The 23,048-nt window shown below is 70.8% G+C and carries 22 protein-coding genes and 1 pseudogene; 11 read left to right on the forward strand and 12 right to left on the reverse strand.

What is annotated here, in order from left to right; all coding sequences use genetic code 11:
• The first annotated feature begins 96 nt into the window (after nucleotides 1-96).
• The 4 genes from tatA to AB0L65_RS23375 all read left to right on the forward strand — a co-directional run bounded on the left by tatA (nucleotide 97) and on the right by AB0L65_RS23375 (nucleotide 4,618).
• On the forward strand, nucleotides 97-360 hold the full coding sequence (tatA, locus tag AB0L65_RS23360) for a Sec-independent protein translocase subunit TatA (protein ID WP_364248695.1): 264 nt from the start codon (nucleotides 97-99) through the stop codon (nucleotides 358-360).
• 19 nt (nucleotides 361-379) lie between these two features.
• Complete coding sequence (locus tag AB0L65_RS23365; RefSeq protein WP_364248697.1) at nucleotides 380-748, forward strand: metalloregulator ArsR/SmtB family transcription factor; 369 nt, start codon at nucleotides 380-382, stop codon at nucleotides 746-748.
• The gene (mgtA, locus tag AB0L65_RS23370; protein WP_364248699.1) at nucleotides 732-3,257 is read left to right on the forward strand and encodes a magnesium-translocating P-type ATPase; all 2,526 of its coding nucleotides are present in this window, start codon (nucleotides 732-734) and stop codon (nucleotides 3,255-3,257) included. Before AB0L65_RS23365 ends, mgtA begins: the two co-directional genes overlap by 17 nt.
• Nucleotides 3,258-3,322: 65 nt before the next feature.
• Nucleotides 3,323-4,618, forward strand: coding sequence for a hemolysin family protein (locus AB0L65_RS23375; RefSeq protein WP_364248701.1), 1,296 nt, complete (start codon nucleotides 3,323-3,325; stop codon nucleotides 4,616-4,618).
• A 117-nt stretch (nucleotides 4,619-4,735) separates the two neighbouring features.
• On the opposite strand, the gene AB0L65_RS23380 is transcribed toward AB0L65_RS23375, so the two are convergent.
• Together AB0L65_RS23380 and AB0L65_RS23385 are read right to left on the reverse strand one after the other, a co-directional pair.
• Nucleotides 4,736-5,635 carry a CHRD domain-containing protein gene (locus AB0L65_RS23380; protein WP_364248703.1) on the reverse strand — a complete coding sequence of 300 codons (900 nt, stop codon included), beginning with the start codon at nucleotides 5,633-5,635 and terminating at the stop codon, nucleotides 4,736-4,738.
• 78 nt (nucleotides 5,636-5,713) lie between these two features.
• Nucleotides 5,714-6,916, reverse strand: coding sequence for a cytochrome P450 (locus AB0L65_RS23385; RefSeq protein ID WP_364248705.1), 1,203 nt, complete (start codon nucleotides 6,914-6,916; stop codon nucleotides 5,714-5,716).
• 84 nt (nucleotides 6,917-7,000) lie between these two features.
• On the opposite strand from AB0L65_RS23385, the gene AB0L65_RS23390 reads away from it, so the two are divergent.
• Entirely contained in the window at nucleotides 7,001-7,627 is a 627-nt protein-coding gene (locus tag AB0L65_RS23390) for a TetR/AcrR family transcriptional regulator (RefSeq protein ID WP_364248707.1), read from the forward strand.
• Between the two features lie 7 nt (nucleotides 7,628-7,634).
• Here AB0L65_RS23390 and AB0L65_RS23395 read toward each other — a convergent pair whose 3' ends face one another.
• Nucleotides 7,635-8,327: a hypothetical protein gene (locus AB0L65_RS23395; RefSeq protein ID WP_364248709.1), complete on the reverse strand. Its 693-nt coding sequence runs from the start codon at nucleotides 8,325-8,327 to the stop codon at nucleotides 7,635-7,637.
• Nucleotides 8,328-8,468: 141 nt separating this feature from the next.
• On the opposite strand from AB0L65_RS23395, the pseudogene AB0L65_RS23400 reads away from it, so the two are divergent.
• Together AB0L65_RS23400 and AB0L65_RS23405 are read left to right on the forward strand one after the other, a co-directional pair.
• Nucleotides 8,469-8,951: pseudogene (locus AB0L65_RS23400) on the forward strand (LLM class flavin-dependent oxidoreductase); the annotation flags it as partial.
• Nucleotides 8,952-8,973: 22 nt separating this feature from the next.
• Nucleotides 8,974-9,324: a hypothetical protein gene (locus tag AB0L65_RS23405; RefSeq protein WP_364248818.1), complete on the forward strand. Its 351-nt coding sequence runs from the start codon at nucleotides 8,974-8,976 to the stop codon at nucleotides 9,322-9,324.
• A gap of 11 nt (nucleotides 9,325-9,335) precedes the next feature.
• Here AB0L65_RS23405 and AB0L65_RS23410 read toward each other — a convergent pair whose 3' ends face one another.
• Nucleotides 9,336-9,566, reverse strand: a complete 231-nt coding sequence (locus tag AB0L65_RS23410) for a hypothetical protein (protein ID WP_364248820.1) — start codon at nucleotides 9,564-9,566, stop codon at nucleotides 9,336-9,338.
• Between the two features lie 99 nt (nucleotides 9,567-9,665).
• A complete protein-coding gene (locus AB0L65_RS23415; protein ID WP_364248711.1) occupies nucleotides 9,666-10,835 on the reverse strand; it encodes a sugar diacid recognition domain-containing protein in 1,170 nt (389 codons plus the stop codon).
• A gap of 141 nt (nucleotides 10,836-10,976) precedes the next feature.
• Between AB0L65_RS23415 and AB0L65_RS23420 the strand changes: the two genes are divergently transcribed.
• The 4 genes from AB0L65_RS23420 to AB0L65_RS23435 are packed head-to-tail and all read left to right on the forward strand — an operon-like array spanning nucleotide 10,977 to nucleotide 14,717.
• Entirely contained in the window at nucleotides 10,977-11,897 is a 921-nt protein-coding gene (locus AB0L65_RS23420) for a transporter substrate-binding domain-containing protein (RefSeq protein ID WP_364248713.1), read from the forward strand.
• Nucleotides 11,898-11,909: 12 nt separating this feature from the next.
• A complete protein-coding gene (locus tag AB0L65_RS23425) occupies nucleotides 11,910-12,641 on the forward strand; it encodes an amino acid ABC transporter permease (RefSeq protein ID WP_364248715.1) in 732 nt (243 codons plus the stop codon).
• A complete protein-coding gene (locus AB0L65_RS23430) occupies nucleotides 12,638-13,420 on the forward strand; it encodes an amino acid ABC transporter ATP-binding protein (protein ID WP_364248717.1) in 783 nt (260 codons plus the stop codon). Before AB0L65_RS23425 ends, AB0L65_RS23430 begins: the two co-directional genes overlap by 4 nt.
• 4 nt (nucleotides 13,421-13,424) lie before the next feature.
• Nucleotides 13,425-14,717: an FAD-dependent oxidoreductase gene (locus AB0L65_RS23435; protein WP_364248719.1), complete on the forward strand. Its 1,293-nt coding sequence runs from the start codon at nucleotides 13,425-13,427 to the stop codon at nucleotides 14,715-14,717.
• Between the two features lie 42 nt (nucleotides 14,718-14,759).
• Here the strand turns inward: AB0L65_RS23435 and AB0L65_RS23440 are convergent, their stop codons facing one another.
• Genes AB0L65_RS23440 through AB0L65_RS23470 form a run of 7 tightly spaced genes read right to left on the reverse strand, consistent with a single transcriptional unit; the run spans nucleotide 14,760 to nucleotide 22,924 of the window.
• Nucleotides 14,760-17,117 carry a discoidin domain-containing protein gene (locus AB0L65_RS23440; protein WP_364248721.1) on the reverse strand — a complete coding sequence of 786 codons (2,358 nt, stop codon included), beginning with the start codon at nucleotides 17,115-17,117 and terminating at the stop codon, nucleotides 14,760-14,762.
• Nucleotides 17,114-18,214, reverse strand: a complete 1,101-nt coding sequence (locus AB0L65_RS23445; protein ID WP_364248723.1) for a peptidylprolyl isomerase — start codon at nucleotides 18,212-18,214, stop codon at nucleotides 17,114-17,116. Before AB0L65_RS23445 ends, AB0L65_RS23440 begins: the two co-directional genes overlap by 4 nt.
• The gene (locus AB0L65_RS23450) at nucleotides 18,211-19,623 is read right to left on the reverse strand and encodes an alpha-L-fucosidase (protein WP_364248725.1); all 1,413 of its coding nucleotides are present in this window, start codon (nucleotides 19,621-19,623) and stop codon (nucleotides 18,211-18,213) included. The genes AB0L65_RS23445 and AB0L65_RS23450 overlap by 4 nt, the downstream gene beginning before the upstream one ends.
• Nucleotides 19,620-19,799 carry a hypothetical protein gene (locus tag AB0L65_RS23455; protein WP_364248727.1) on the reverse strand — a complete coding sequence of 60 codons (180 nt, stop codon included), beginning with the start codon at nucleotides 19,797-19,799 and terminating at the stop codon, nucleotides 19,620-19,622. The genes AB0L65_RS23450 and AB0L65_RS23455 overlap by 4 nt, the downstream gene beginning before the upstream one ends.
• 29 nt (nucleotides 19,800-19,828) lie before the next feature.
• Nucleotides 19,829-20,695, reverse strand: a complete 867-nt coding sequence (locus AB0L65_RS23460) for a carbohydrate ABC transporter permease (protein WP_364248729.1) — start codon at nucleotides 20,693-20,695, stop codon at nucleotides 19,829-19,831.
• Between the two features lie 11 nt (nucleotides 20,696-20,706).
• Nucleotides 20,707-21,600 (reverse strand): sugar ABC transporter permease, encoded by an 894-nt coding sequence (locus AB0L65_RS23465; RefSeq protein WP_364248731.1) that lies wholly within the window; start codon nucleotides 21,598-21,600, stop codon nucleotides 20,707-20,709.
• Between the two features lies 1 nt (nucleotide 21,601).
• Nucleotides 21,602-22,924 carry a carbohydrate ABC transporter substrate-binding protein gene (locus tag AB0L65_RS23470; RefSeq protein WP_364248733.1) on the reverse strand — a complete coding sequence of 441 codons (1,323 nt, stop codon included), beginning with the start codon at nucleotides 22,922-22,924 and terminating at the stop codon, nucleotides 21,602-21,604.
• Nucleotides 22,925-23,048: the final 124 nt, after the last annotated feature.

Genomic DNA, 23,048 nt, shown 5'->3' on the forward strand with positions numbered 1-23,048 from the left:
GCGATCCAGAGGCGGCGGCGCTCGACCGGCAGGTGGCGTCTTCGATGCGCCCGGACACTCCTATACTTGCGCATCCGAGCAACGTTAGGACTCCTCATGCAGGATCTCGGATGGGCTGAAATCCTCATCATCGCCCTGGTCTTCGTACTGCTCTTCGGCGCGAAGAAGCTCCCGGAGACGGCCCGCGCCGTCGGCAGGTCCCTGCGGATCTTCAAGGCCGAGGCCGGCAAGCTCCACGACGACGAACCGGCCGAGCCGCCGCCTTCCGGCCCGACGCTGGAGGAGCAGGCGCGGCGGCTGGAGGAGCAGGCGGCCAGGCTGCGCGCGGGTATGCGGGAGGACGGGCAGGCCAAGCCGTGACGCCCTAGACTGGGCGGCTATGTCCGGAGGAGGAGTGACGGTGGCGATGGGGGAGGCCGGCGACCCGCCCGCCGACGTGCTGGCCGAAGCCGCGGCCGCTTTCGGGTTGCTGTCGTCGCCCCCGCGGCTGCACATCGTCTGGGCGCTGGCGCAGGGCGAATGCGACGTGACCGGGCTGGCCGAGCGGGTGGGCGGCGCGCTTCCCGCGGTCAGCCAGCACCTGGCCAAGCTGAAGCTGGCCGGCCTGGTGCGGTCGAGGCGCGAGGGGCGCCGGGTGGTCTACCTGATCGACGATCAGGACATCGTCGCCACGGTCCAGGTGCTGGTGGGACGCCTTGCCGAGCGGGCGGGCCGCCCGGGGGGACAGGCCCGTGGTCTGGGCGCCTGAGGCGCCGAGCACGCCGTCCCGGCCGGCCGGGGACGAGGTCGCGGCCCTGAGCAGGCTGCAGGTGCTGCGGCTGCTGGACAGCGGGCCGCGCGGCCTGGTGGAGGCGGAGGCCGAGTCCCGGCTGCTCCGCCACGGTGAGAACATCCTTCCCGGTCGTCGTCCCGTGTCCTGGCCGCGCCGGCTGGCGCGCAGCCTGCGGGACCCGTTCACGATGGTGCTGCTCGCGCTGGGGGTGGTGTCGGCCCTGATCGCGTCCTGGGGCACGGCGGGCGTCATCGTGCTCCTGGTCGTGGCCAGTTGCGTGCTCCGCTCCAACGGCGAATACCGGGCCGACCGCTCGACCGCGGCGCTGCGGGAGCTGGTGGCCACCACGGCGACGGTCCGGCGGCGTGCGTCGGAGGACGCCGAGCCGTGGGAGCGGGAGATCCCGGTCGATCAGCTCGTACCGGGCGACGTGATCAAGCTGGGGCCGGGCGACCTGGTGCCGGCCGACGTCCGGCTGCTGCGTGCCAGGGGTCTGACGGTGCACCAGGCGCCGCTGACCGGGGAGTCGGCTCCGGTTCCCAAGCGGGCGCTCGACCTGCCCGAGGGTGACGACCACCTGTGCCGGCAGGGCAGCAGCGTCGTCTCGGGGAGCGCGCTGGCGGTGGTGGCGGCCACCGGCGCGGACACGATGCTCGCGGGCTCCTCCGCCGCGCCGGCGCGCGAGTTGTCGGCGTTCGACCGTTCGGTGAACGGCATCTCCTGGACGCTGGTCCGGCTCATGGTGATCATCCCGCCGCTGGCGCTGGTGGCCAACGCGGTCCTGCGCGGCCGAGGGCTGGAGGCGCTGCCGTTCGCGGTGGCGGTGGCCGTCGGGCTCACGCCCGAGATGCTGCCCGTCGTCGTGACCACCGCCCTGGCCAGGGGCTCGGCGTTGCTGGCGCGCAGCGGCGTGATCGTCAAGCGGCTGGCCGCGCTGCACGACGTGGGCGCGATCGACGTGCTGTGCATGGACAAGACCGGCACGCTCACCCGGGACCGTCCCGTGCTCCGGGACTCCATCGGCCCGGACGGCGGTCCGGACCCCGAGGCGCTGCGCTGGGCCGCGATCAACAGCTTCTGGACGCTGCACCTGGCCGACCCGCCGGTGCCCGACGCCCTGGACGAGGCGATCCTGCTCGGCGCGCCCGACCATGGGGACGTCGAGGGCGTGGACGCCTCGCCGTTCGATCCGGTGAGCCGCGTCTCGTGCGCGCTCGTGCACGACGGCGGCGCGCACCGCGTCGTGGTCAAGGGCGCCGTGGAGCCGGTGCTGGAACGTTGCACGCTCAGCCCGCAGGATCGCCTGCGCGCCGCCCGCCTGGCCGACCGGCTGGCCGAGGAAGGGCTGCGGGTGCTCGCGGTCGCCACGGCCGGCCGCCCTGCCGTCCACCGCCTGGGCGAGGAGCGCGGGCTCTCCTTCGCCGGCTTCGTCACGCTGGCCGACGAGCCGTCGCCGGAGGCGCCCGGGGCCCTGGCGGCGCTCTCCCGCCGCGGGATCACTCCCAAGGTGCTGACCGGCGACCATCCGGCGACCGCCGCCCGCACCTGCCGGGACCTGGGCCTGAGCGTGGGCACGGTGGTCAACGCGGGCGAGCTGGCGGACCTGTCCGACGCCGAGCTGGCCGAGGCGGTCGGCCGGGCGACGGTGGTCGCCCGCTGCACCCCGGAGCAGAAGGCACGGGTCGTACGCGCGCTGCGCGCCTCCGGCCACACGGTCGGCTTCCTCGGCGACGGCGTCAACGACCTGGCCGCCATGCGCGCCGCCGACGTCGGCATCTGCCCGAGAGGCGCGGTGGACGTCACCCGGGAGGCGGCCGACGTCGTGCTGGCGGCCAAGGATCTCGCCGCGGTCGATCAGGCGGTCGCCGCCGGGCGGCGCAGCACCGGCAACATCGTCACCTACCTGCGCATCGCGCTGTCGTCCAACGTCGGGAACGTGATCGCGATGCTCGCGGCCGGGCTGGCGCTGCCGTTCCTGCCGATGCTGCCCGTCCAGGTGCTGGTGCAGAACCTGTGCTTCGACGCCGCGCAGCTCGCTCTCGCCTTCGACCGCGCCGACCCGGCCGTCCTGCGCCGCCCTCTCCGGCTCCAGCCACGCGCCCTCCTGCGCTTCGTCGTCGGGTTCGGGGCCCTGAACGCCGTGGCGGACCTCGTCACGTTCGCCGTCCTGACCTGGGTCCTCGGCGTGGAGGGGGCGCCCGCCTTCCACACCGGCTGGTTCATCGAGAACATGCTCACCCAGGCCGTCATCATGCTGCTGCTGCGTCCCATCAGCGGGGTGTCGCGCCCGCTCGGACTGGCCACGGGCGCGCTCGCCGCGGTCGGCCTGCTGTTGCCGCTCTCGCCGCTGGCGAGCGCGTTCGGGCTGGTCGCGCTGCCCGCCACGAGCTACCTGTGGCTGCTGGCGGTGGTCGGCCTGTACGGCGGCGCGTTGCTGGCCATCACCCGCCGGAGATTCCAGGACAGAGGCCGCAGAACGCCGTAGACGCCACACTTGTTTTATAGTTGCGCAATACGGCAAGTGTCATGGCGTCTGGAGGAACCCCTTTCGTGGATGGTTATTGGGTGCAACTCGCCCTGGTCGCGGTCCTCATCGTGATCAATGCGGTGTTCGCCGGAAGCGAGCTCGCGCTGGTCTCCCTGCGGGAGGGCCAGCTGCGCCGCCTGGAGCAGCACAGCAGCGGAGGACGGGTGCTGGCCAAGCTGGCCCGCGACCCGAACCAGTTCCTGGCGACCATCCAGATCGGCATCACCCTGGCCGGATTCCTCGCCTCGGCCACCGCGGCGGTGACCCTGTCCGAACCCCTGGTGCCGCTGCTGTCCTTCCTCGGCGGCGCGGCCGGTCCGGTGGCGATCATCCTCGTCACCCTGGTGCTGACGTTCCTCACCCTGGTGTTCGGCGAGCTGGCGCCCAAGCGGGTGGCGATGCAGCGCGCGGAGACCTGGGCGCTGCTGGTCGCCCGTCCGCTGAGCGTGCTGGGGAGCATGTCGCGGCCGGTCATCTGGGCGCTGGGCAAGTCCACCGACCTGACGGTCCGGTTGATGGGCGGGGACCCCGACCTGCACCGGGAGGAGATGAGCCCGGAGGAGATCCGCGATCTGGTCAGCGTCCATCGCGGCTTCACCCCGGAGCAGCGGCTGATCATCTCCGGCGCCGTCGAGATCACCGAACGGGTGCTGCGCGAGGTCCTGGTGCCCCCGCGCCAGGTGTTCACGATCGAGGCCGGCACCCCGCTCCGGCAGGCCGCGGCCGAACTGGCGGCGTCCGGGCACTCGCGCGCGCCGGTCGTCCGCGGGCGCAACCTGGACGACACGCTCGGCATCGCCAACCTGCGCGACCTGCTCACCCAGGACGCCGAGGCCGCCGCGGACGTCGCCCGGCCCGCCCTGGTCCTCCCCGAGAGCCTGCACGTCTCCGACGCGCTGCGCCGCTTCAAGGCCGAGCGCCAGCAGTTCGCCCTCGTCGTCGACGAACGCGGCGCCGTGGACGGCATCGTCACTTTGGAGGACCTCCTCGAAGAGGTGGTCGGCGAGATCTACGACGAGACCGACAGCGACCTGGAGACCGTCCAGCGCGGCGACGACGGGACGCTGACGATGCCCGGCGGCTTCCCGGTGCACGACCTGCCGGACGTGGACGTGCACCTGGAGGGGCAGCCGGAGGGCGACTACACCACCGTCGCGGGCCTGGTCCTGGCCGAGCTCGGACGGGTGCCGACCGCGCCGGGCGAGTCGGTGACCGTGGCCGGCTGGCGCATCGAGGTCCTCGGCGTCGAACGCCACGCGATCACGCAGGTCCGCCTGCATCCGGCCGCCGTACCCGACGCCGCGGAACAGGACGCGTAGACCGGAGCGGCGGATCCGGCCGTCGCCGAGCCGGCCTGTTAGCCGCGCGGGACCGGCCGCCCCAGCCGGACCGCCTCCTCGGCCCGGCGCACCCGCGCCGGGCCGAGGAGACCCCCGCTACCAGTCGCCCCGGTAGAGCTGGCCGCGGACCGCGCCGCCGGGGAATTTGGCGTTGTGCAGGTTGGCGTACCAGTTCTTGGGGTTCTTCCAGATGCGGCCGGCGGTGGCGGTGTCGGTCTTGGAGCTGCCGGCGAGGCCGTTGACGCTGGGTGGCAGGCCGTCCTTGGCCTCGAAGAAGGGGACGACGACGGGGCCGTTCTTGCCCTTGGGGGCGCGGTGGACGTGGGCGGCGGTGGGGGTGTCGACGTTTTTCCAGGTGGCGGCGAACCAGACGCGGTCGCCTTCGGGCTGGACGAGCCAGGCGGCGCGGCCGTTGTGGTCGCCGACCTTGGTGCCGGGGGCGGGGATCTCCTGCTTGCCGTCGGCGCGGGTGGTCAGGGTGCGGCCGAAGCCGTGGGCCAGGATGCTCTCCAGGGCGACGGGGCGGATGCGCTGGAGCTGGGCCCGTACGGCGCCGCCGGCGAAGTCGGCGTTGTGGAGGTTGGCGTACCAGCCCTGGGGGTTGTTGAGGATGCGGCCGAGGAGGTTGAGGTCCTTGACGATGACGGTGCCCTTGATGGCGTGGAGCTGGGCCGGCAGGGCGGTGGTGATGAAGGGGATCTTGACCTCGCCGTTCTGGCCGGCGTTGCCCTTGTGGATGTGGAAGCCGCTGGGGGCGTTGACGTTGCTCCAGCGGACGGCATAGTCGACGCGGTTTCCATGGATGCGGAAGACCGCGAGGGCGGCGCCGTCGTCATCGCCGACCTTGGTGCCGGGTGCGGGCACTTCGTGCTTGCCGGCGAGGCTGGCGGCCAGGTAGACGGGAGTGCTGGTCTGCGCGGCGGCCGGTGGCACGGGAGCGGCGACCAGTGCGGTGGTGACGGCCAGGCCAGGAAGAACGAGGGTGCGCTTGTTCATGAATCGGCCCTTGGTTAGGTGATTGCTTACTCCTGGGAGGTACGGGCCGATTCATGAACTTGGTTCAACGGTTCCGCGTCACCAGGTGACGGGCAGCTCGTGCATCCCGTAGACGCTGGCCTCGTCCTTGAACGAGAGCTGCTCGGCGGGCACGGCCAGCCGCAGGCCGGGGATCCGCCGGAACAGCGCGTCGAAGACGATCTCCAGCTCCACGCGGGCGAGGTTCTGGCCCAGGCACTGGTGCGGGCCGTAACCGAAGGCCAGGTGGCTGCGGGCGTCGCGCTCGATGTCGAACGCGTCGGGGTCCGCGAACACCTCCGGATCGCGGTTGCCGGCGTTGGCCAGCGTGAGCACGCCCGCCCCCGCGGGGATGACCGCGCCGCCGAGCTCCACGTCCTCGGTGGCCACCCGCATGATCGCGAACTCGGCGATGGTGAAGTGCCGCAGCAGCTCCTCGACCGCGCCCGGCGTCCTGCTCGGGTCCTCGCGCAGCGCGGCGAGCGTGTCGGGGTGGCGCAGCAGCATGTACGTGCCCAGCGAGATCATGTTGGCCGTGGTCTCGTGCCCGGCGATGAGCAGCAGGAACGCCAGGCTGAGCAGCGCGCCGTGGTCCACCTCGCCGCTCTCGCGCTGCTTGACCACCTGGCGGCCGAGCAGGTCGTCGGTCGGGTCCTCCTCCTTGGCCCTGATCAGCTTGTCCAGGTAGACGGCCAGCTCGAAGGAGGCGTGCTGGCGCTCCTGCGGCGTGGCGGCGCGGTTGAGCAGCTGCGCGGAGTGGGTCTGGAAGAAGTCGTGCTCCTCGTACGGCACCCCGAGCAGCTCGCAGATCACCAGCGAGGGCACCGGCAGGGCGAACGCCCGCACCAGGTCGACCGGGCGGGGGCCGTCCAGCAGGGCGTCGAGGTGCTCGTCCACGATCTGCTGGATGCGCGGCCGCAGGGCCGCGATGCGCCTGAGGGTGAACTCCCCGATCACGGCGCGTCGCGCCGGACCGTGCTCGGGCGGGTCCATCTCCAGCATCATCTTGGGCAGCGGCGACTCGCCGGGCGCCATCTCGCCGCTCAGCCTGGGGGCGTTGGGATGGCGGCGGTCGGCGCTGAAACGCGGGTCGCTCAGGACCGTACGGATGTCCTCATAGCGGGCGGCGACCCAGGCGCTCGAACCGCCCGGCAGCGCGACCTCGGTGACCGGCTGCTCGCGCAGGAGGCGAAGGTGCTGCTCGGGCGGTGCGTACGGGCAGGTGCGGGTGATCTGGAGCGTCTCAGCGGAGTCGGCGGTCACGGTTGTCCCCAATCAGCGTGCCATTCCCAAATTTCCCTACATCTGTAGGCTAACCTACAGATGTAGGGCACAGTACACTGAGGCGTGGCCCTCACCAGAGACAGAAAGAGCGACCTGAGCGACCCGCGGGTGCGCCGCACCCAGGCGGCCCTGCAACGCACGCTGATCGACCTCGTCCAGGACGGCGACCTGTCCAGGATCAGCGTCGCCGATGTCGCCGAACGCGCCGGGGTGAGCCGCTCCACGTTCTACGACCACTACCGTGACGTGCACGAACTGGCCGAGGCGGCGTGCACCACGATGATCGACGACCTGATCGAGGCCATCCCCGACCCCGGTGTCCGGGACGTCCCGGACGACGCCCCCGACACGCTGCTGACCTTCTTCGCCCACCTCGACGAGCACGCCGGCCTCTACCGCAGCGTGCTCGGCCCCCAGGGCAGCGCGCGCGTCATCGACCACGTGCGCCGCCACGCCACCGTCGCGGCCTACGTCGGCGCGCGCCGCAAGGCCACCGGGGACGACACCCCGACCGACTACACGGCCCGGACCCCGCATGACGTGCCCGCCGCGTTCACGGCGGGCGCGCTCATCGGCGTCGCCACCGACTGGCTCCAGCACGACTGCCCGCGCTCACCCGCCGAGATGGCGGACCTGACCCGCCCGCTGCTGATGGCCGTCTACCGAGGGGACGACCACCCCCAGGCCTAGGGAGCGGTCAGCCGGCGGACACCGAGAAGCTGTTGGTGACGAAGTCCATCCCTCCGCTGGAGGAGGTGATCTCGTAGCCGAACTGCACGTTGCCGAGCGTCACGTCACCCATCCAGCCGTTGGTGCGCAGCCAGTTGAGCACCGCCTTGACGTCCACGGTGCCGGAGTTGGTGTTGCCGGTCCTGACGAACGAGAAGACCTGGTTGGCGCCGTTGCTGCCGCGGTAGACGTCCCAGCTGTGGCCGCCCACCGTGGCGCCGGTCTGGCGGGAGCCGAGCGGGCCGACGGCGCCGTGTTTGTTCATCCAGAGCATGATCTCGTACGCGTTGGCCGAGTCCCAGATGTCGTACGCCGTCGTGTACGAGCCGCCGTTCGGCACGGTGACGTTGAAGCTGCTGGTGGCGCTGCCGAGGGCGCTGATGCGTTTGCCGACGTACTTGGTGGCGTTCGGGTACGACTTCACCCCGCCGGTGTTGGGGTGGTTGGCCCACACGCCCCAGTTGCTGTAGGAGTTCGCCCAGATGGTCTGCGGGCCGGCGCCGCTGCCCCAGATGTTGTTGTAGAGCGTGTAGCCGCCGTTGGACCAGGTGCCCCACCGGTCGGTGGAGGACCAGGTGGCGGCCAGCGCGGGCGGGGCGAAGAGGACGGCGACCATCGCCAGTACGCAAACGGGGACGGCGGAACGCACGATCTTGCGCATGCTGGATCCCTTCTGCCTGCCATCGTTAGTTTGGCTGACGTCCAAACTAAACGACACTTTGCGCCTGTTGACTCGGCCGGTCAACCCCGGGTGAAACTTTCGCGGATGTTTTAGCCTTTACCTACGGGAATAATGGGTTTTATGAGCCTTCAGTTCCTCTGGTACATCCCCAACCAGGCCCGGCCAGGGCATCGCGGCGACGACGTCGTCGCGGACCACAACAGCCTGGAGACCCTCAGCGGCCATGCCAGGGCCGTCGAGGAGCACGGGTGGAGCGGGGCGCTCATCGGAGCCGGCTGGGGACGGCCCGACACCTTCACGGTCGCCACCGCGCTGGCCGCGCGGACGACGACCTTCCAGCCGCTGATCGCGGTCCGGCCCGGCTACTGGCGGCCCGCCAACTTCGCCTCCGCCGCCGCGACCCTGGACCATCTCACCGGGGGACGGGTGCTGGTCAACATCGTGTCGGGCAAGGACGACCTGGCGGCGTACGGCGACAGCGAGGGCGACCAGGCGCACCGCTACGCCCGTACCAAGGAGTTCATGCGGATCGTGCGCAAGCTGTGGACCGAGGAGAACGTCACCTACCACGGCGAGCACTTCAGCGTCACCGGCTCCACCGTGGCACCTGCGGGTCACCACGTTGGTGCGGGACACCACCGAACAGGCCTGGGCCGACGCCGAGGCCAGGGTCGGGAGGATGGCCGGAGGCGGCATCTCGCGCGACCCGAACTGGCGCGCCGCCGTCGGCCAGCGGCGGCTGCTCGACCTGGCCGCGCGGGGAGAGGTGCTCGACGGCAACCTCTACACCGCCCCCGGCAGGTTCGGGGGCGGCGGCGCGGGCAGCACCTGGCTGGTCGGCTCGGCCGAGGACGTGGCAACGTCGCTGCGCAATTACCAGGCCCTCGGCATCACCCACTTCGTCCTCTCCGACACCCCCTACCTGCCGGAGATCAGACGCCAGGGCGACCGGCTCCTACCGCTGCTGCGCGGCTGACCGTGGCCGGGTCATGGCCGGGCCGGGCTGAGCTCACGGGGCCGGCCGACGGGGTCGCGGCGGCACGTCCGTTTGGTGGGGTGCCAGGTGCCGTGGCGGCCGGCGCAGTGGGGCCGGGGCGGCTGGAGGCCGGGCTGGGCGGGGGTCGGGACGGGGCTCAGGGCGGCGGTGATGAGGAACGTGGCGGTCGTGGTGAGGGCGCCGGTGATGACGGCGAGGGCTGCTCTCGTTCCAGTTCTCATGGTGCTCCCGGTGTTGTGGTCTGCCGGGTTTGATGCTCGGTTGTCGGTGGTTGTTCGGGGTGTTGTTGCAGGTCAGGCAAAGGGTGCGGGTTTGTGGGCTTATGTCGGGCGGTCGACCTGGTCGGCGACGCAGGCCAGGTACATGCCGAGCCGGGCCACCTGATCGTCGCCGCCGTGGCCGGTCAGCGCGGCGATCTTGTCGAGGCGGTAGAGCAGCGTGTTGCGGTGGATGTTCAGGGCCGAGGCCGCCTGGACGAGGTTGAACCCGTTCTCGCAGAACGCGATGATCGTCTGGCGCAGGGCGGGCCACTCGGGGCGGGCGCGCAGCTCGGCGGTGAAGACCTCCGCCAGCCGCAGGCGGGCGGTCGCGGGGGCGGCGGCCAGCACCTGGTGGACGCGTAGCTCGTCGATGGCGTGCACCGGCGAGCCGGGGCGGACGCGGGGGCCGAGGCGCAGCGCCGCCGCCGCGTCGGCGAAGGAGGCGTGCAGCTCGGGGATGGAGGCGGCGCTGACGCCGATGCCGATCCTGGCCTGCAGCCCGGACCGCTGCCGGAGGCGGTCGGCCACCCGGTCGGCGAGCGGGCGCAGGTCGCCAGGGGTGAGCGTCCGGCGGAGAGCGGCATAGCGGCCGCCTGCCACGGAGGCGACGAGGTCCTGCGGGCCGGAGAAGACCTCCCGGATGACGCGCAGCAGGCCCGGCCGGGAGTCCGTGCCATCCCCCTGCCCAGAGATCTCGATGAGCACGACCGTGTGCGATCGGCCCAGGTCGAAGCCGAGCTCCTGGGCCCTGGCCAGCAGCTCGTCGGGGTCGGCCACGTCCGGGTCGAACTGCATGATGTCGCGGAGCAGGTCCTCCATGGTCCGTTCGCGCATGAGCCGCGAGCGCAGCAACATCGACTCCTGCAGGAGGATTTCCGTCTGGCGCTTGACGACCAGGCCGAACCGCTTCACCTGGGCGGGGGAGCCGGTGATCCCGACCGTGCCGACCGCGCGGCCGTCGATGACGATCGGCAGGGTGATCCCGGGCCGCACCCCGCGCAGCCTGCGGGCCTGGTCGCCGGAGTGGGCGGCCGATTCCAGCGTGCGCATGACCTCGACCGACGCCTCGTGGAACGAGCCGAGGCGGCTGCTGTCGCCGCTGCCGATGACCATGCCGTCCCGATCGGTGATCAGGACGTTGAAGCCGATGATGTCGCTGGTGTCGCCGGCGATCCCCTGCGCGAGCGCGGGCGTCAGAATCGGCGGCCACCCGTGGCCGGACATCGCCATGAGACCTGCCTTCGTGCGAATCGTACGAATTGAAGACCATTCATCGAGATATCTACGTACTTATCATCCAATGACCTCGGAGTTAACCCTCTTTAACGTGGTGCCTGTTCGACAAGGCCACCGAAATGGAGGTCGGGATCTATGTGGTGGACAAGGCGCCGGAGCAACGTCTTCAGCGCGGCCCTCGCTCTCGTCACGCTCGCCTCGCTCACTGCGTGCGGCGACGACGCGGCGGAACCGGCGGCCGGGAACGCGTACGGCACCCTCGAACCCGGGGTGCTGAAGGTGGCCGTCCAGCCGTACATGCCGTACACGGCGGTCAGGGGCGAGGATCTGGTCGGCATCGACAGCGAGATCCTCCAGGCGGTCGCCAAGAAGCTGGGCCTGCGGCTCGAACCCCAGGTCACCGACTTCAGCGGCATGCTGGGCAACGTGCAGGCCCGCCGGGTGGACATCTCGATCGGCGGCATCGCCTGGTCGAAGGAGCGTCAGGCCCAGGGCCTGTTCACGGACCCGCCGTACTACTCCCCGCCGGCGATGGCGGTCCACGGCGACCAGAGCTACTCGACCGTCAGGGACCTCGCCGGGCTCCCGCTGGGCACGGTCACGGGGTACGTGTGGGTGAAGTCGATCCAGGCCATCCCCGGTGCCAAGCTGCACGCCTACCCCGACGCCAACGGCGTCTTCAACGACCTGTCGGCCGGCCGCATCAAGGTGGGCTTCCTCGATCCGCTGCTCATCATCTACACCCAGCAGAAACGTCCCGACATGCGATTCAGCACGCGCTACCTCACCGCTCCCACCGACGCGGAGGTCAAGGAGAACGCGTCGTACGAATACCTGCGGCCGTACATGACCAGCTTCTACATCCCCAAGCAGGAGCCCAGGCTGGAGCAGGCCGTGTCCAAGGAGATCAGGCAGATGTACGCCGGCGGTGAGCTGGCCGCACTGGTGAAGAAGTACGGCGGCGACCCCGAGCAGTTCCTGAAGCCGTCCCCGTGGATGGCCGGGCAGCGGCGCGGCGTCGACCGGCCGGCCGACTGGCAGCCCCCCACCGTGTGACGGAGATCCGACGTGTTCGAGGTGCCGTGGTCCGAGTACACCGGCGCGCTGCTCCAGGGTCTGCTGCGCACCCTTGAGTATGCCGCGCTCGGCTTCGCCGGAGCCGTCGTCCTGGGGCTGCTCCTCGCGCTGCTGCGCATGAGCGGCCTGCGCCTGGTCCGGCTGCCCGCGACGGTCTACACCGAAGTGTTTAAGAACATCCCCCTGCTGGCCATCATCTTCGTCACCTATTTCGGGCTGACCTCCATCGGGATCAGGCTCGGCACGGTCGAGGCGGGCGCGCTGAGCCTGGTGATCTTCTACGGCGCGTACCTGTCGGAGATCTTCCGCGCCGCCCTGGCCGGAGTGCAGGCCGGTCAGCTCGAGAGCGCCCAGGCGCTGGGCATGAGCCCGGCCGGCGCCTTCGCCCACGTGATCCTGCCCCAGGCGCTCCGGCTGGCCCTGCCGGGCACCAGCACAATGCTGGTGGACCTGCTCAAGTCCACGTCGCTGCTCGTGACCATCTCGGCGGCCGAACTCATGACCCAGGCCCAGCTCATCACCTCCGACACCTTCCGTGCCCTGGAGGTCTATCTCGTCATCGCCGCGATCTATTTCGCGCTGTGCTATCCGCTGTCACAGGCGCTGCTGTGGCTGGAACGGCGGATCCGGGCGGGCACGCCGCTGCTGCCCGGCAGGCGACGCCGCCTGCGCAAGGCCCGCGCCCTGCTGGCCTCCGTCGATCAGGCCGTGGAGGCGTCATGAAACCGCAACTCACCCAACCGGCTCTGGACACCGCGCCGGTCGTGCGGATCAGCGGCCTGTGCAAGGCGTTCGACGGCCGCCCGGTGCTCGACGACGTCAGCCTCGACGTACGCCCCGCCGCGATCGTGAGCATCCTCGGCCAGAGCGGTGGCGGCAAGAGCACGCTGCTGCGCTGCGTCAACCTGCTGGAACGGCCCGACCGGGGAACCATCGAACTGGCCGGGGAGCCGATCTTCACCGGCGACCGTCCGGTGCGCACCGACCTGGCCGGGCTGCGGCAGCGCGTCGGCATGGTCTTCCAGCGCTTTCACCTGTTCCCCCACCTGACGGCCGTGGAGAACGTCGTCCTGGCGCAGACGAAGGCCGCCGGGATCGCCGAGGACGAGGCGATCGCCACCGCGGTACGGCTGCTGCGCCGCGTCGGCCTGGCGCATCGCGCGCTCGCCTTCCCCGACCAGATGTCCGGCGGCGAGCAGCAGCGGGTCGCCATCGCCCGGGCGCTGGCACTCCGGCCGGCCGTGCTGCTGTTCGACGAGCCCACTTCCGCTCTCGACCCCGAATCCACCGGCGAGGTGCTCCGGGTCATGCGCGCGCTCGCCGACGAGGGCATGACGATGATGATCGTCACCCACGAGGTCGCCTTCGCCCGGGAGATCTCCGACGAGGTCGTCTTCCTCGACCGCGGCCGCGTCATCGAGCAGGGGCCGCCGCAGGAGGTCATCGACCGCCCGCGGCAGGAGCGCACCAGGGCCTTCCTCAGTTCCTTCGGGCAAAGGTGACCACGTGACCACATTGTCCGGCGACAACCCGGTCGTCATCGTCGGCGGCGGCGCCATCGGCCTGGCCACGGCCTTCTACCTGCGGCGCCAGGGCGTGGCGGTGCACGTGGTGGACCGCGGCCCCGTCGGCGGGGGCTCCTCCCGGGGCAACGCGGGCTGGGTCTGCCTGAGCCACTCCGCCCCGGTGCCCGCCCCGGGCGTCATCGCCCACGCCGCCCGCTCCATCGGCAGGCCGGACTCGCCCTTCTACCTGCGGCCCCAGCTCACCTTCGCCTTCGCGCGCTGGCTGCTGACGTTCCAGCGCAGCAGTCGGCGGCAGGCCTTCGAGCGCGGGTACGCCGCTGTCGCGGGCTTCGCCCGTACCGCCTTCGACCGCTTCGGCGAGCTGGCCGCCGCCGGGGTCGACACCACCCTGACCAGGCCCGGCCTGGTGCACGCGTTCACCTCCGTGGACGAGGCCCGGCGCGTCCAGCGCACGCAGAGCGCCATGTCCTGGACGGGCTACGAGATCCCCGAGCGGATCCTCACCGGCGCCGACGCCGCGGCCCTCGACCCCGCGCTGGGTGGCAGGGTCGCGGCGGGCTACCTCGTGCCGGGGGAAGGCGTGCTCGACCCGACCGCCTTGATCGACTCCCTCGCCGCCCACCTGCGCAAGGGGGGAGCGAGCATCACCGAGCACGTGGCGGTGCGCGGCTTCCGGGTGCGGGGCGGCCGGGTGAGCGCGGTGCGCACCGCAGACGGCGACATCGACTGCGCCGCGGTGGTCGTGTCGGCCGGCGCCTGGTCCGCCGATCTGCTGCGTACGCTGGGACTGCGGCTCCCTCTGCAGGCCGGCAAGGGCTACAGCTTCTCCGTCGACCTCGCCGCACCGCCCCTGCACCCCCTGTACCTCGGCGACAAGCACATCGCGATCTCGCCCATCGGCGGCACCACCCGCATCGCCGGGACGATGGAGCTCAGCGGCAACAACCGGCGGCTCGACTGGCGGCGCGTGGAGGCCATCGCCCGCGCCAGCCGCGACTACCTGGGGCCGTGGTACGACAGCCCCGACGATCTCATGGCGCTGATCCACGACCCGTGGGTCGGCGGGCGCCCGATGCTGCCGGACGGTCTGCCCGTCCTCGACCGCCTGCCGTCGGTCCCCAACGCGTACGTCTCCACCGGGCACGGCATGCTCGGCATCACCCTCGCACCGGCGACCGGCGAGGCGATGGCCGGCTACGTCACCACGGGACGCCGGCCGGAAGGGCTGGAAGCCTTCCGCTGCGACCGGTTCGCCGGCCCGCTCCACAGGTAGTCCCCTGCGGGTGGCGGCCGTGGCAGCCACCCGCCCGCGTCGTCAGGCGGCGCGATAGACGGCGATCTCGGTCATCGTCGGGGTGTACACCTCGCTCGGCACCTTCCCGGTGAGCGACACCCGGAGCCGGGAGGTCGTGACGCTGCCGAAGCCGGTCACGGACCGGTCGTGCCCGATGCCGTCGGCGCGGCTGGCGAACGTCACCCAGGCGCCGGTCCCGGCGTCCCATCGTTGCAGGTCGAACGTCTGGACCCGCGGGTTGGTGCCCGAGTCGGTGTACTCGTCCAGGTAGACCTCGTCGAAGGTGGTGGCCGCGCCGAAGTCGATGTCGAGCGTGATCGGGTAGGCGGCGTCGTCGGCCGCCGCCCAGCGGGTCGCCGGGTTGCCGTCGGTCAGGTTCTTGGCGACGAGCGTGCCGTTCTGGCCGGGGTGGGTCGAGCCGGCGGTGACCGGTTTGCCGAGGGCGAGGTTGACCCGGCCGTCGCCGGGCTCGTTCTCGATGGGGTCGTCGTCGACCGGGTCGGTGACCTTCACGCCGATCGGGCTCTCCGCCATGCCGATGTCCGGCGCGTCGCCGTAGTAGATGTGGGTGCCGAGGAAGTCCTCGGTGCCCAGGTGGGGGTTGTAGCGGCCGGCGTCGATGAGCGGGGAGTCGTCGCGGAGCTTGAAGTGCGCGGCGGCCGTCCGGATCCGGTCCACGCCCGCTCCGGTGACGTACTTCGCCGGGTCGCCGACGAACCTCGGGTCGGCGCGCAGGCCGGCCCGGTCGGCCGGTTCCTGGGTGGAGTGGGTGCCGCCGGCCTCGTAGTAGTCGTTGTTGGCGAACACCGCCTGGCGCAGGGCGCCCGTGCGGCGGTACCAGGGCGTCGGCCTCGTCGCGGAGGTGTTGTAGAAGATGTTGTTGAGGAAGTAGACCCTGCTCAGGAACGTCTCGTCATGCATGTAGTCGAGGTCCGCGCCGTCGTACACAAAGGTGTTGTTCGTGAAGTAGGTCGGCGAGTAGTTCGTCGACAACATGTTCTTCACCAGCACGCCGTTGTCGTTGACGCTCAGGTTGTAGCGGGCGACCGAGTTGGAGCTGTTGCCCATGTACGCCATCCAGCCGGCGGCGTTGTCGTGCGAGTAGTTGAACTGGTAGGTGACGTTGAAGTTCGTGTACTCCAGGTCCCACGGGGTGCCGTCGTACTCGTTGTCCGGGCCGCCGTAGACCTCGTTGAACTGCATGACCGAGTCGGCCCCCGCCCACAGGTAGAGCCCGCAGGACACCGCGTTGTAGCGCTTGAGGAAGCCGTTGACCTCGTTGTACTCGACCGTCATGTTCTTGGCGTTGGCGAACTGGAACGCGCCCTGGCCGACGCTCTCCGCGTAGTTGTGGCCGATGTAGACGTCACGGCTGTACAGGTCGCGGGTCCGCACCCAGAGCTGCTCCCAGCCCTCGTGGAACTTCCCGCTCTCGTCGTACTGGCCGGCGTCGGCTCCGTCGGCGGCGAACCAGTTGAACGAGAACTGCACGGCGTGCAGCTCGACCTTCACGAAGGTGTTGTTCTCGATCCGGACGTCCTTGAAGTAATAGCCGCCGGTGCCGTACGACTTGTAGCTCTTGCCGCCGAAGACCTGGAAGTTGACGCCGCCGTAGTGGATCGTCTGCCAGGTGCTCGGGCCGTCGAGGTCGTGGACGTAGACGTTGGAGATGCGGAAGTGGTCCATGACGCTGTCCGCGCCGGCCGCCAGCAGGTCGGCGTTGATGGAGACCACGATGCCGTCGCGGACGTAGGTCCCCGTGGTGATGTCGGTGGCGAAGTTGTCGTCGTTGGACAGCTCGACGTTGTTGATCTCGAAGTACTGCTGGTTGCGCAGCACGATGGCGCCGGTCCGGCCGACCGTGTCGGGGTTCTTGGTGCCGTCCGCCCGGAAGGGGCTCGGCACCCGGCCGTTCGTCGCGATGTACGGCCGGCGGGCCTTCGAGTCGCCGTAGGCCGAGATGGTGATCGGCTTGCCCGCGCTGCCCGAGCCCTTCGGCCACAGCTGCTCGTTGTTCCACTGCTCGCCGGCCTTGAGCAGGATCCGGTCGCCGGGCTTGAACGTCGTCGCGTTCGCCTTGGCCAGGGTGCGCCAGGCGGTCTGCGGCGTGGTCCCGGCCGCGCTGTCGCGACCGGTCGTGGCGTCGATGAAGTAGTCCTTGCCGCCCGTCGGGTTCGGCGTGTTGCCCGGGAAGTCCGCCTTCTTGGCGGCGGTGGGGGAGCGGTCCGGGGCTGCGGCTGCGGCGGCGGCGGGCGCGAGCGACCCTGCGAGCAGCGCGGCGAGCAGGGCGGTGAGGCCCACGCGGAGCGCCCGGGCCACGGGCCGCCGGCGGGCGGGCGCGGGTAATGCGGCGGGGGGTGCGATACCGACAGGTTTCACTGTTGAACATCCTCTGCGTTGATGGCGTCCACCGCCGCCGTGTCGACCTTGAAGACGCTGCTGGCCACCCGGCGCTGGAGGAACCGGTCGAATTTCTCCTCGATGAGCGACTGCCGGATCCGCCGCGAGTACTCGGCGAACGCCGCGTCCTCGTCGACGGTCTTGCCGTTGAGCTGGTAGTACGTGATCTGGCCGGTGCCCGGGACCGGGCCGGAGATCTGGCCCGGCGCGAGCTTGCCCAGCACGGCCATGAGCTCCTGGTCGTGGGCGGCCGAGCCGCCGCCCCGCTGCGTGGCGGTCGTGAGCCTGGCGCCGGGCTCGCGGTCCGCGAGCTCCGCCAGCCGGCGGATGGCGGCCACCCGCCGCTGGAGCCCGGCCGCGTAGCCGGCCGTGTGGTCAGCAGAGGCGCCGCCGGGCACCGGCACCACGAGCGTCGCGTACGTGTACGTGGTCGCGTTGGCGCTCCAGGAGTCCCGGTCGGCGTCGAACGCCCGCCGGACCTCGGCCTCGCTCACCCGGAGCGGGCCGTTCGCGCTGAGCCGCTGCTTCAGGCCCGTCGTGAGCCCGGTGAGCCGGTGCGAGTAATACTCCTCGGGGGAGAACTCCGCCAGGCCGTAGACGACCTGGCCCCTGGCGATGGCGTCGGCGCGCCGCTCGTTCTCGGCGGCCAGCTCGACGAGGAAGTCCGCGTGGTCGGCGGAGCCGATCAGGTGCTGCTCCTTTGCCAGGACGAGCGCCGTCTTGTCCCGCCGGATCTCGTCGAGCGCGCGGGCCGCGAGCCGCTGGAGTGCGGTCTTGTCGCCGGCCTTCGCGTTCCAGTCGATCGCGCCCTGGAGCCGGTACTGGTTGCGTAACTCGTTCTCTACCTGGGGCGTCAGGCGGCGCATGTGGAAGAGCAGCTCGTCGCGGGTGACGGCGTGCCCGTCGAGGGAGGCGACCTCGTCGGTGCGCTGGGCGAGCGCCACGCCGCCGACCACCAGCGCGGCGAGGGCGGCCACCACGGCGGCGATGAGGACGGCCGCGCGAGGTGACCGGCTACGAACGGTGCCCTTTCCTGCGGCGTTCCTGGTGGCGTTCTTCACGAGGACGGCCTTCATGACGCTGCTCCGATCGCGGTCACGTGGGCGACGACGGGGGTGTCCCGGGCCTGCGGCACCTCGACCAGCACGGCGTCCACCTCGGCCGGCGTGAACGTCAGGATGCGCTGGTAACCCACCGCGTTCGCCGCCGCGAGCGTCGTCCACCGGCCGTCCCGGCGGCCGCGGACCACGACGTGCTCGATGCGCTGCCCGTACGCGATGTCCTCGCCCACCACGACCGCCTCGACCAGGCCGGGCCGCGCGAACACGAGCCGCACGCCGGGCTGGGGGTCGGCGTCGTCCGGCCGCCACGGCGTACGGCCCCCGCCGGGCCACGCGGTGGCGACGTCGCCCGCCGTACCGGACGACACCGTCACGGTCGCCTCCAGGCGCCGCGCCCGGAAGTCCTCGACGCGCCGCCCGAGCCGCTCCAGCACCGCCACGTCGGCGTCCCGCAGCAGCCCGTCACGGGCGGGCGGGACGTTGAGCAGGAAGCAGGAGTTGCCGCCGACGGCACGCAGGTAGATGCCGAACAGCTCGTCCGCGGGTCGGACCAGGGCGTCCTCGGCCGGGTGGTGGAACCATCCGGGCCGGATCGAGGTGTTCACCTCCGCCGGGTACCAGACCAGGTCGTCCTCGCGTCCCGCCAGGGCGGCGCGGCTGCCGAGGTCGAGGTCGTCGCTGCGGACCAGCCGGGCGAACGTGCCGTCGTCCGCCTGCTGCGAGCGGTCCGCGATCCGCTCGGCGTCCAGCAGGGCCCGCGGGACGACGCTCCACTCGTCGGGGCGGGTGCTCCCTGCCTCGTTGCCGCACCAGCGGACGTCGGGGCCGCACACGCTGATGACCGCGTCCGGCTGCAGCTCGCGGACCACCGCGTAGTACCGCTCCCAGTCGTACACCTGGCGCCTGCCGTTCGGGCCCTCGCCGTTCGCGCCGTCCAGCCACACCGTGAACACCGGCCCGTAGCGGGTGAGCAGCTCGGTGAGCTGGGCGACGTAGAAGTCGTCGTACGCGCTCCCGCTGCCGTAGGACGCCTCGGTGCGGTCCCAGGGCGACAGGTAGATCCCGAACCGCAGGCCGTGCCGCCGCGCCGCCTCCGAGACCTCCGCGACCACGTCACCGCGGCCGCCGCGCCAGGGCGACGCGGCCACCGAGTACGCGGTGACGTCGCTCGGCCACAGGCAGAAGCCGTCGTGGTGCTTGCAGGTGAGGATCACGCCGGTCATCCCGGCGGCCTTGAGCGCCCTGACCCACTGGTCGGCGTCGAGCCCGGCCGGGTCGAAGGCGGCCGGGTCGTCGTGCCCCTCGCCCCACTCCCGGTCCGTCATCGTGTTCATGCCGAAGTGGATGAACCCGTAGAACTCCATCGCCTGCCACGCGAGCTGGCGCTCGCTCGGCCGTACCGCCGTCAGTGTCCGCAGGGTCACCGGAACCGCCGGTTGTACGAGGCCAGCACGGCCAGCAGCCCGACCAGCGCCGCGAGCATGATCGCGAGGCTGCCCCACCCGGCCGTCGTACGGGCGGAGACGACGACGGCGACGCAGACGGCCGCGACGAGCGTGCGAGCGGTGACGAGCAGCACGCTGCGCGTCGAATCCTTCATGACGGTTTCCTCTCTGGGAAACGGGCCGGTCAGCCCTTCACGCCGCCGGATGCCATGCCTTCGATCAGCCGGCGCTGGATCAGCGCGTAGAAGATGAGGACGGGGACGATCACGATGACCATGCCGGCGTACAGCCGCCCGTAGTCGGCCGCCGCCTTCTGCGCGGTCATCAGGTTGAGCAGGCCCACCTGCAGCGTCTTGCCCTCGCCGGGCAGCAGGGTGAGCGCGATGATGAAGTCGTTCCAGTAGGCCAGGAAGTTGAACAGGATCACGGTGGTGAGCGCCGGCCGCGCCATCGGCAGCATCACCCTGACCATGACCTGGAAGCGGGAGGCCCCGTCCAGGGCCGCGGCCTCCTCGTAGTCGGCCGGGATCGACCGGAAGTACGCGGTGAGCAGGTAGATGGTGAACGGGATAGACGTGGCCGCGTAGACGAGCGAGAGGACCCCGGGGTTGTCGATGAAGAAACCGTCGGGGAACACGTCGGCGAGCGCGCGGTCCCAGCCGACGAGCATGAGGAAGATCGGCACGACGATGTAGTTGACGTTGACGAACAGCCCGGCCAGCATCGCGACCTCGACGAGGCCGCGGCCGCGGAACTCGTACCGGGCGATGACGTAGGCCGCCGGGACGGAGACGGCCACGACGAACACCAGCCCGAGCACCGTGACCAGCACCGAGGTGAAGAAGTACTGGCCCATGCGCGCGGTGACGAACGCGTCGGCGTAGTTCTGGACGTGCAGGCCCTTCGGCAGCGTCCAGGGGCTGCCGTAGAACTCGCCCTTCTCCTTGAGCGAGGCGAGCAGCACCCAGCCGACCGGCACCGCGATGGCCAGGGCGATCGCGGTGACGAGCACGTAGGTCAGCGGCCTTCCGGCGCGCTTGATCGTGGTCATGGTGGCGGTCCTCAGAACTGGCGCGGCTCGCGCCGCGTCGCGCGGCTGACCAGCAGCGACACGAGGAACGAGAAGGCGAAGACGACGACGCCGATGGCCATGCCGTAGCCGTACGACGAGTTCGTGTACGCCTGCTTGTACATGTAGCTCAGCAGGACCTCCGAGGAACCGTCGGGCCCGCCGCCGGTCATCGCGCGGACCAGGACGAAGCTGAGGTTGACCGCGCTCATGACGAAGAACGTCAGCGTCGTGCGGAGGTTCTGCCAGATGAGCGGCAGCGTGATGGCGAAGAACTGCCGCCCCGCGGACGCGCCGTCGAGCGCGGAGGCCTCGTAGATCTCCTCCGGGATGCTCGCCATGCCGGACATGTAGAGGACCATGTAGTAGCCGAGCGACTGCCAGACCATCGCGATCGCGACCGACCAGATGACGAGCTGCTGGTCGCCGAGCCAGATCTGCTGCAGGCCGTCGAGCGACAGCAGCCGCAGGGCGCCGTTGAGCAGGCCGTTCCGCTGGTCGAAGATCGCGGAGAAGATCGCCGCGATCACGACCACGGACAGCACGCTCGGCACGTACAGGACGAACCGGTACACCGTCCGGCCCCGCAGCCGTTGCCGGGTCATGATCGCCGCGAGGAACAGGCCCGTGCCCATCGTCACGACGGTCACCACGACCAGGAGTGCGACGGTGTTCTGGAACGCGCGGACGAACTGCGCGTCGTCGAGCAGCCGGGCGAAGTTGCCCAATCCGACGAAGCGCATGTCCGGGGAGAACCCGCTCCAGGTGAAGAGGGACATCCGGAACACGTTCAGGGTCGGGACGATCATGAACACCGCGAAGAGCACGAGCGCGGGCAGGAGGCAGGCGAGCACGAAGAGGCCGTCGCCGCGCCGCCGCGTGGTCACCTCACCCACCTGCCTGGCGCAGTTTCTCGCTGGCGTCGTTGAGCGCGGCCTGCCACTGGTCCTCGGTCTTGTCGCCGCTGATGATGCTGTTGGCGGTGTCGAAGAGGGCGGCCTTGATGTCGACGCCCTCGACGGGCGCGGTGCTCGCGAACCCGCCGACGAGCGCCTCGACCGCCGTCTCCTCGTAGACCTTGTAGAACTCGGCGTTCTCCCCGGACAGGCTGCTCGCGATGCCCTTGATCGGCTGGATCGCGTTCGACCTGGCGAAGATCTTCGCCGCCTCGTCGGAGTACAGGTAGGCGACGAACTCCTTCGCCGCGTCCTTGTTCTTGGCTGCGGCGGGGACCCAGACCGACTCCACCGACGTCGTGACGAAGCGCTTGCCGCCCACGGTGACCGGCGGCAGCGGCGTCAGGCCCCACTGGAAGCCGGCGGCGCGCGGGGCGTCCTTCATCTCGCCGACGACCCAGGTTCCGTTCGGCATGAACAGGGTCTTGTTGTCGAGGATCGACTGCTGGTTCTTGGTGAAGTCCTGCTCGTTGGCGTATCCGACCGTGGTCGGCGCGGCGTACTTCAGCAGCCGGGTGGTGAGGTCGAGCGCCTGCCGGGCCTGCGGCGTCTGCCAGACGCCCTGCTTGTACGTCATGACGTCGGTGTAGAACTGCTCCCCGCCGACGTCGGCGAGGAGGGCGAAGAAGTACGCGTCGAGGTACCCGGCGGTCGGATACGTGAACAGCGAGATCTTCTCCTGCTTGGCCTTCTCACCCAGCGCGAACATCTCGTCCCAGGTGGCCGGGACCTTCCAGCCCTTCTGGGCGAACAGCCCCTTGTTGTAGAAGAGCCCGCTCGGCGCGTAGTACATCGGCATCGTGTACGTCTGGCCGGTGCCGTACGGGTTGGTGTTGAGGTTGCCGACGATGCCCCCGATGAGCTTGTCAGCCACGGTCTTGTCCTCGCCGGGGACCTTCGCCTTCAGCACGGGCGTCAGGTCCTCGAGGGCCTTGTCCTTGATGAGCGTCTCGGTGAGCGCGGCCTTGCGGCCCTGGCCGAGCACCACGACGTCCGGGAAGCGCCCGGCCTTCATGTTCGGCGTGATCTCGTCCTCGATGCTCTTCGAGATCTGTAACTGCACGTCGACGCCGGGGTGGGAGGTCTTGTACGCCTGGATGACCTGGGCGTACATGTCCCGGCCGTAACCGCCTTCGAGGGCGGCGACGCTCAGGGTCGTCCTGCCGGAGCCCGAGCCGTCCCCGTCGGCCGAGCAGCCGGTGAGCAGTCCGAGCGCCGAGATCGCGGCGCTCGCGAGGACGAGTGATCTCCTCATGGTTCTGGAGTCCTTCCCGTGGACGACTGCCCACCTGGGTGAGGCGGAGGAACGAGTCCGGGGTCCGGCCGCGCCGGAGGTCACGACGACGGGGCGCCGCGCCGCCGACCGGGGATCTGGATCT

Origin of the sequence: Nonomuraea sp. NPDC052116 (assembly GCF_040680035.1) — a bacterium.
GTDB classification, from domain to species: domain Bacteria; phylum Actinomycetota; class Actinomycetes; order Streptosporangiales; family Streptosporangiaceae; genus Nonomuraea; species Nonomuraea angiospora_A.

Coding starts and splice junctions, on each gene's coding strand:
- tatA (WP_364248695.1), top strand. CDS start 97: ATGCAGGATCTCGGATGGGCTGAAATCCTCATCATCGCCCTGGTCTTC.
- AB0L65_RS23365 (WP_364248697.1), top strand. CDS start 380: ATGTCCGGAGGAGGAGTGACGGTGGCGATGGGGGAGGCCGGCGACCCG.
- AB0L65_RS23380 (WP_364248703.1), bottom strand. CDS start 5,635: ATGAACAAGCGCACCCTCGTTCTTCCTGGCCTGGCCGTCACCACCGCA.
- AB0L65_RS23395 (WP_364248709.1), bottom strand. CDS start 8,327: ATGCGCAAGATCGTGCGTTCCGCCGTCCCCGTTTGCGTACTGGCGATG.
- AB0L65_RS23410 (WP_364248820.1), bottom strand. CDS start 9,566: ATGAGAACTGGAACGAGAGCAGCCCTCGCCGTCATCACCGGCGCCCTC.
- AB0L65_RS23415 (WP_364248711.1), bottom strand. CDS start 10,835: ATGGCGATGTCCGGCCACGGGTGGCCGCCGATTCTGACGCCCGCGCTC.
- AB0L65_RS23420 (WP_364248713.1), top strand. CDS start 10,977: ATGTGGTGGACAAGGCGCCGGAGCAACGTCTTCAGCGCGGCCCTCGCT.
- AB0L65_RS23430 (WP_364248717.1), top strand. CDS start 12,638: ATGAAACCGCAACTCACCCAACCGGCTCTGGACACCGCGCCGGTCGTG.
- AB0L65_RS23445 (WP_364248723.1), bottom strand. CDS start 18,214: ATGAAGGCCGTCCTCGTGAAGAACGCCACCAGGAACGCCGCAGGAAAG.
- AB0L65_RS23455 (WP_364248727.1), bottom strand. CDS start 19,799: ATGAAGGATTCGACGCGCAGCGTGCTGCTCGTCACCGCTCGCACGCTC.
- AB0L65_RS23460 (WP_364248729.1), bottom strand. CDS start 20,695: ATGACCACGATCAAGCGCGCCGGAAGGCCGCTGACCTACGTGCTCGTC.
- AB0L65_RS23470 (WP_364248733.1), bottom strand. CDS start 22,924: ATGAGGAGATCACTCGTCCTCGCGAGCGCCGCGATCTCGGCGCTCGGA.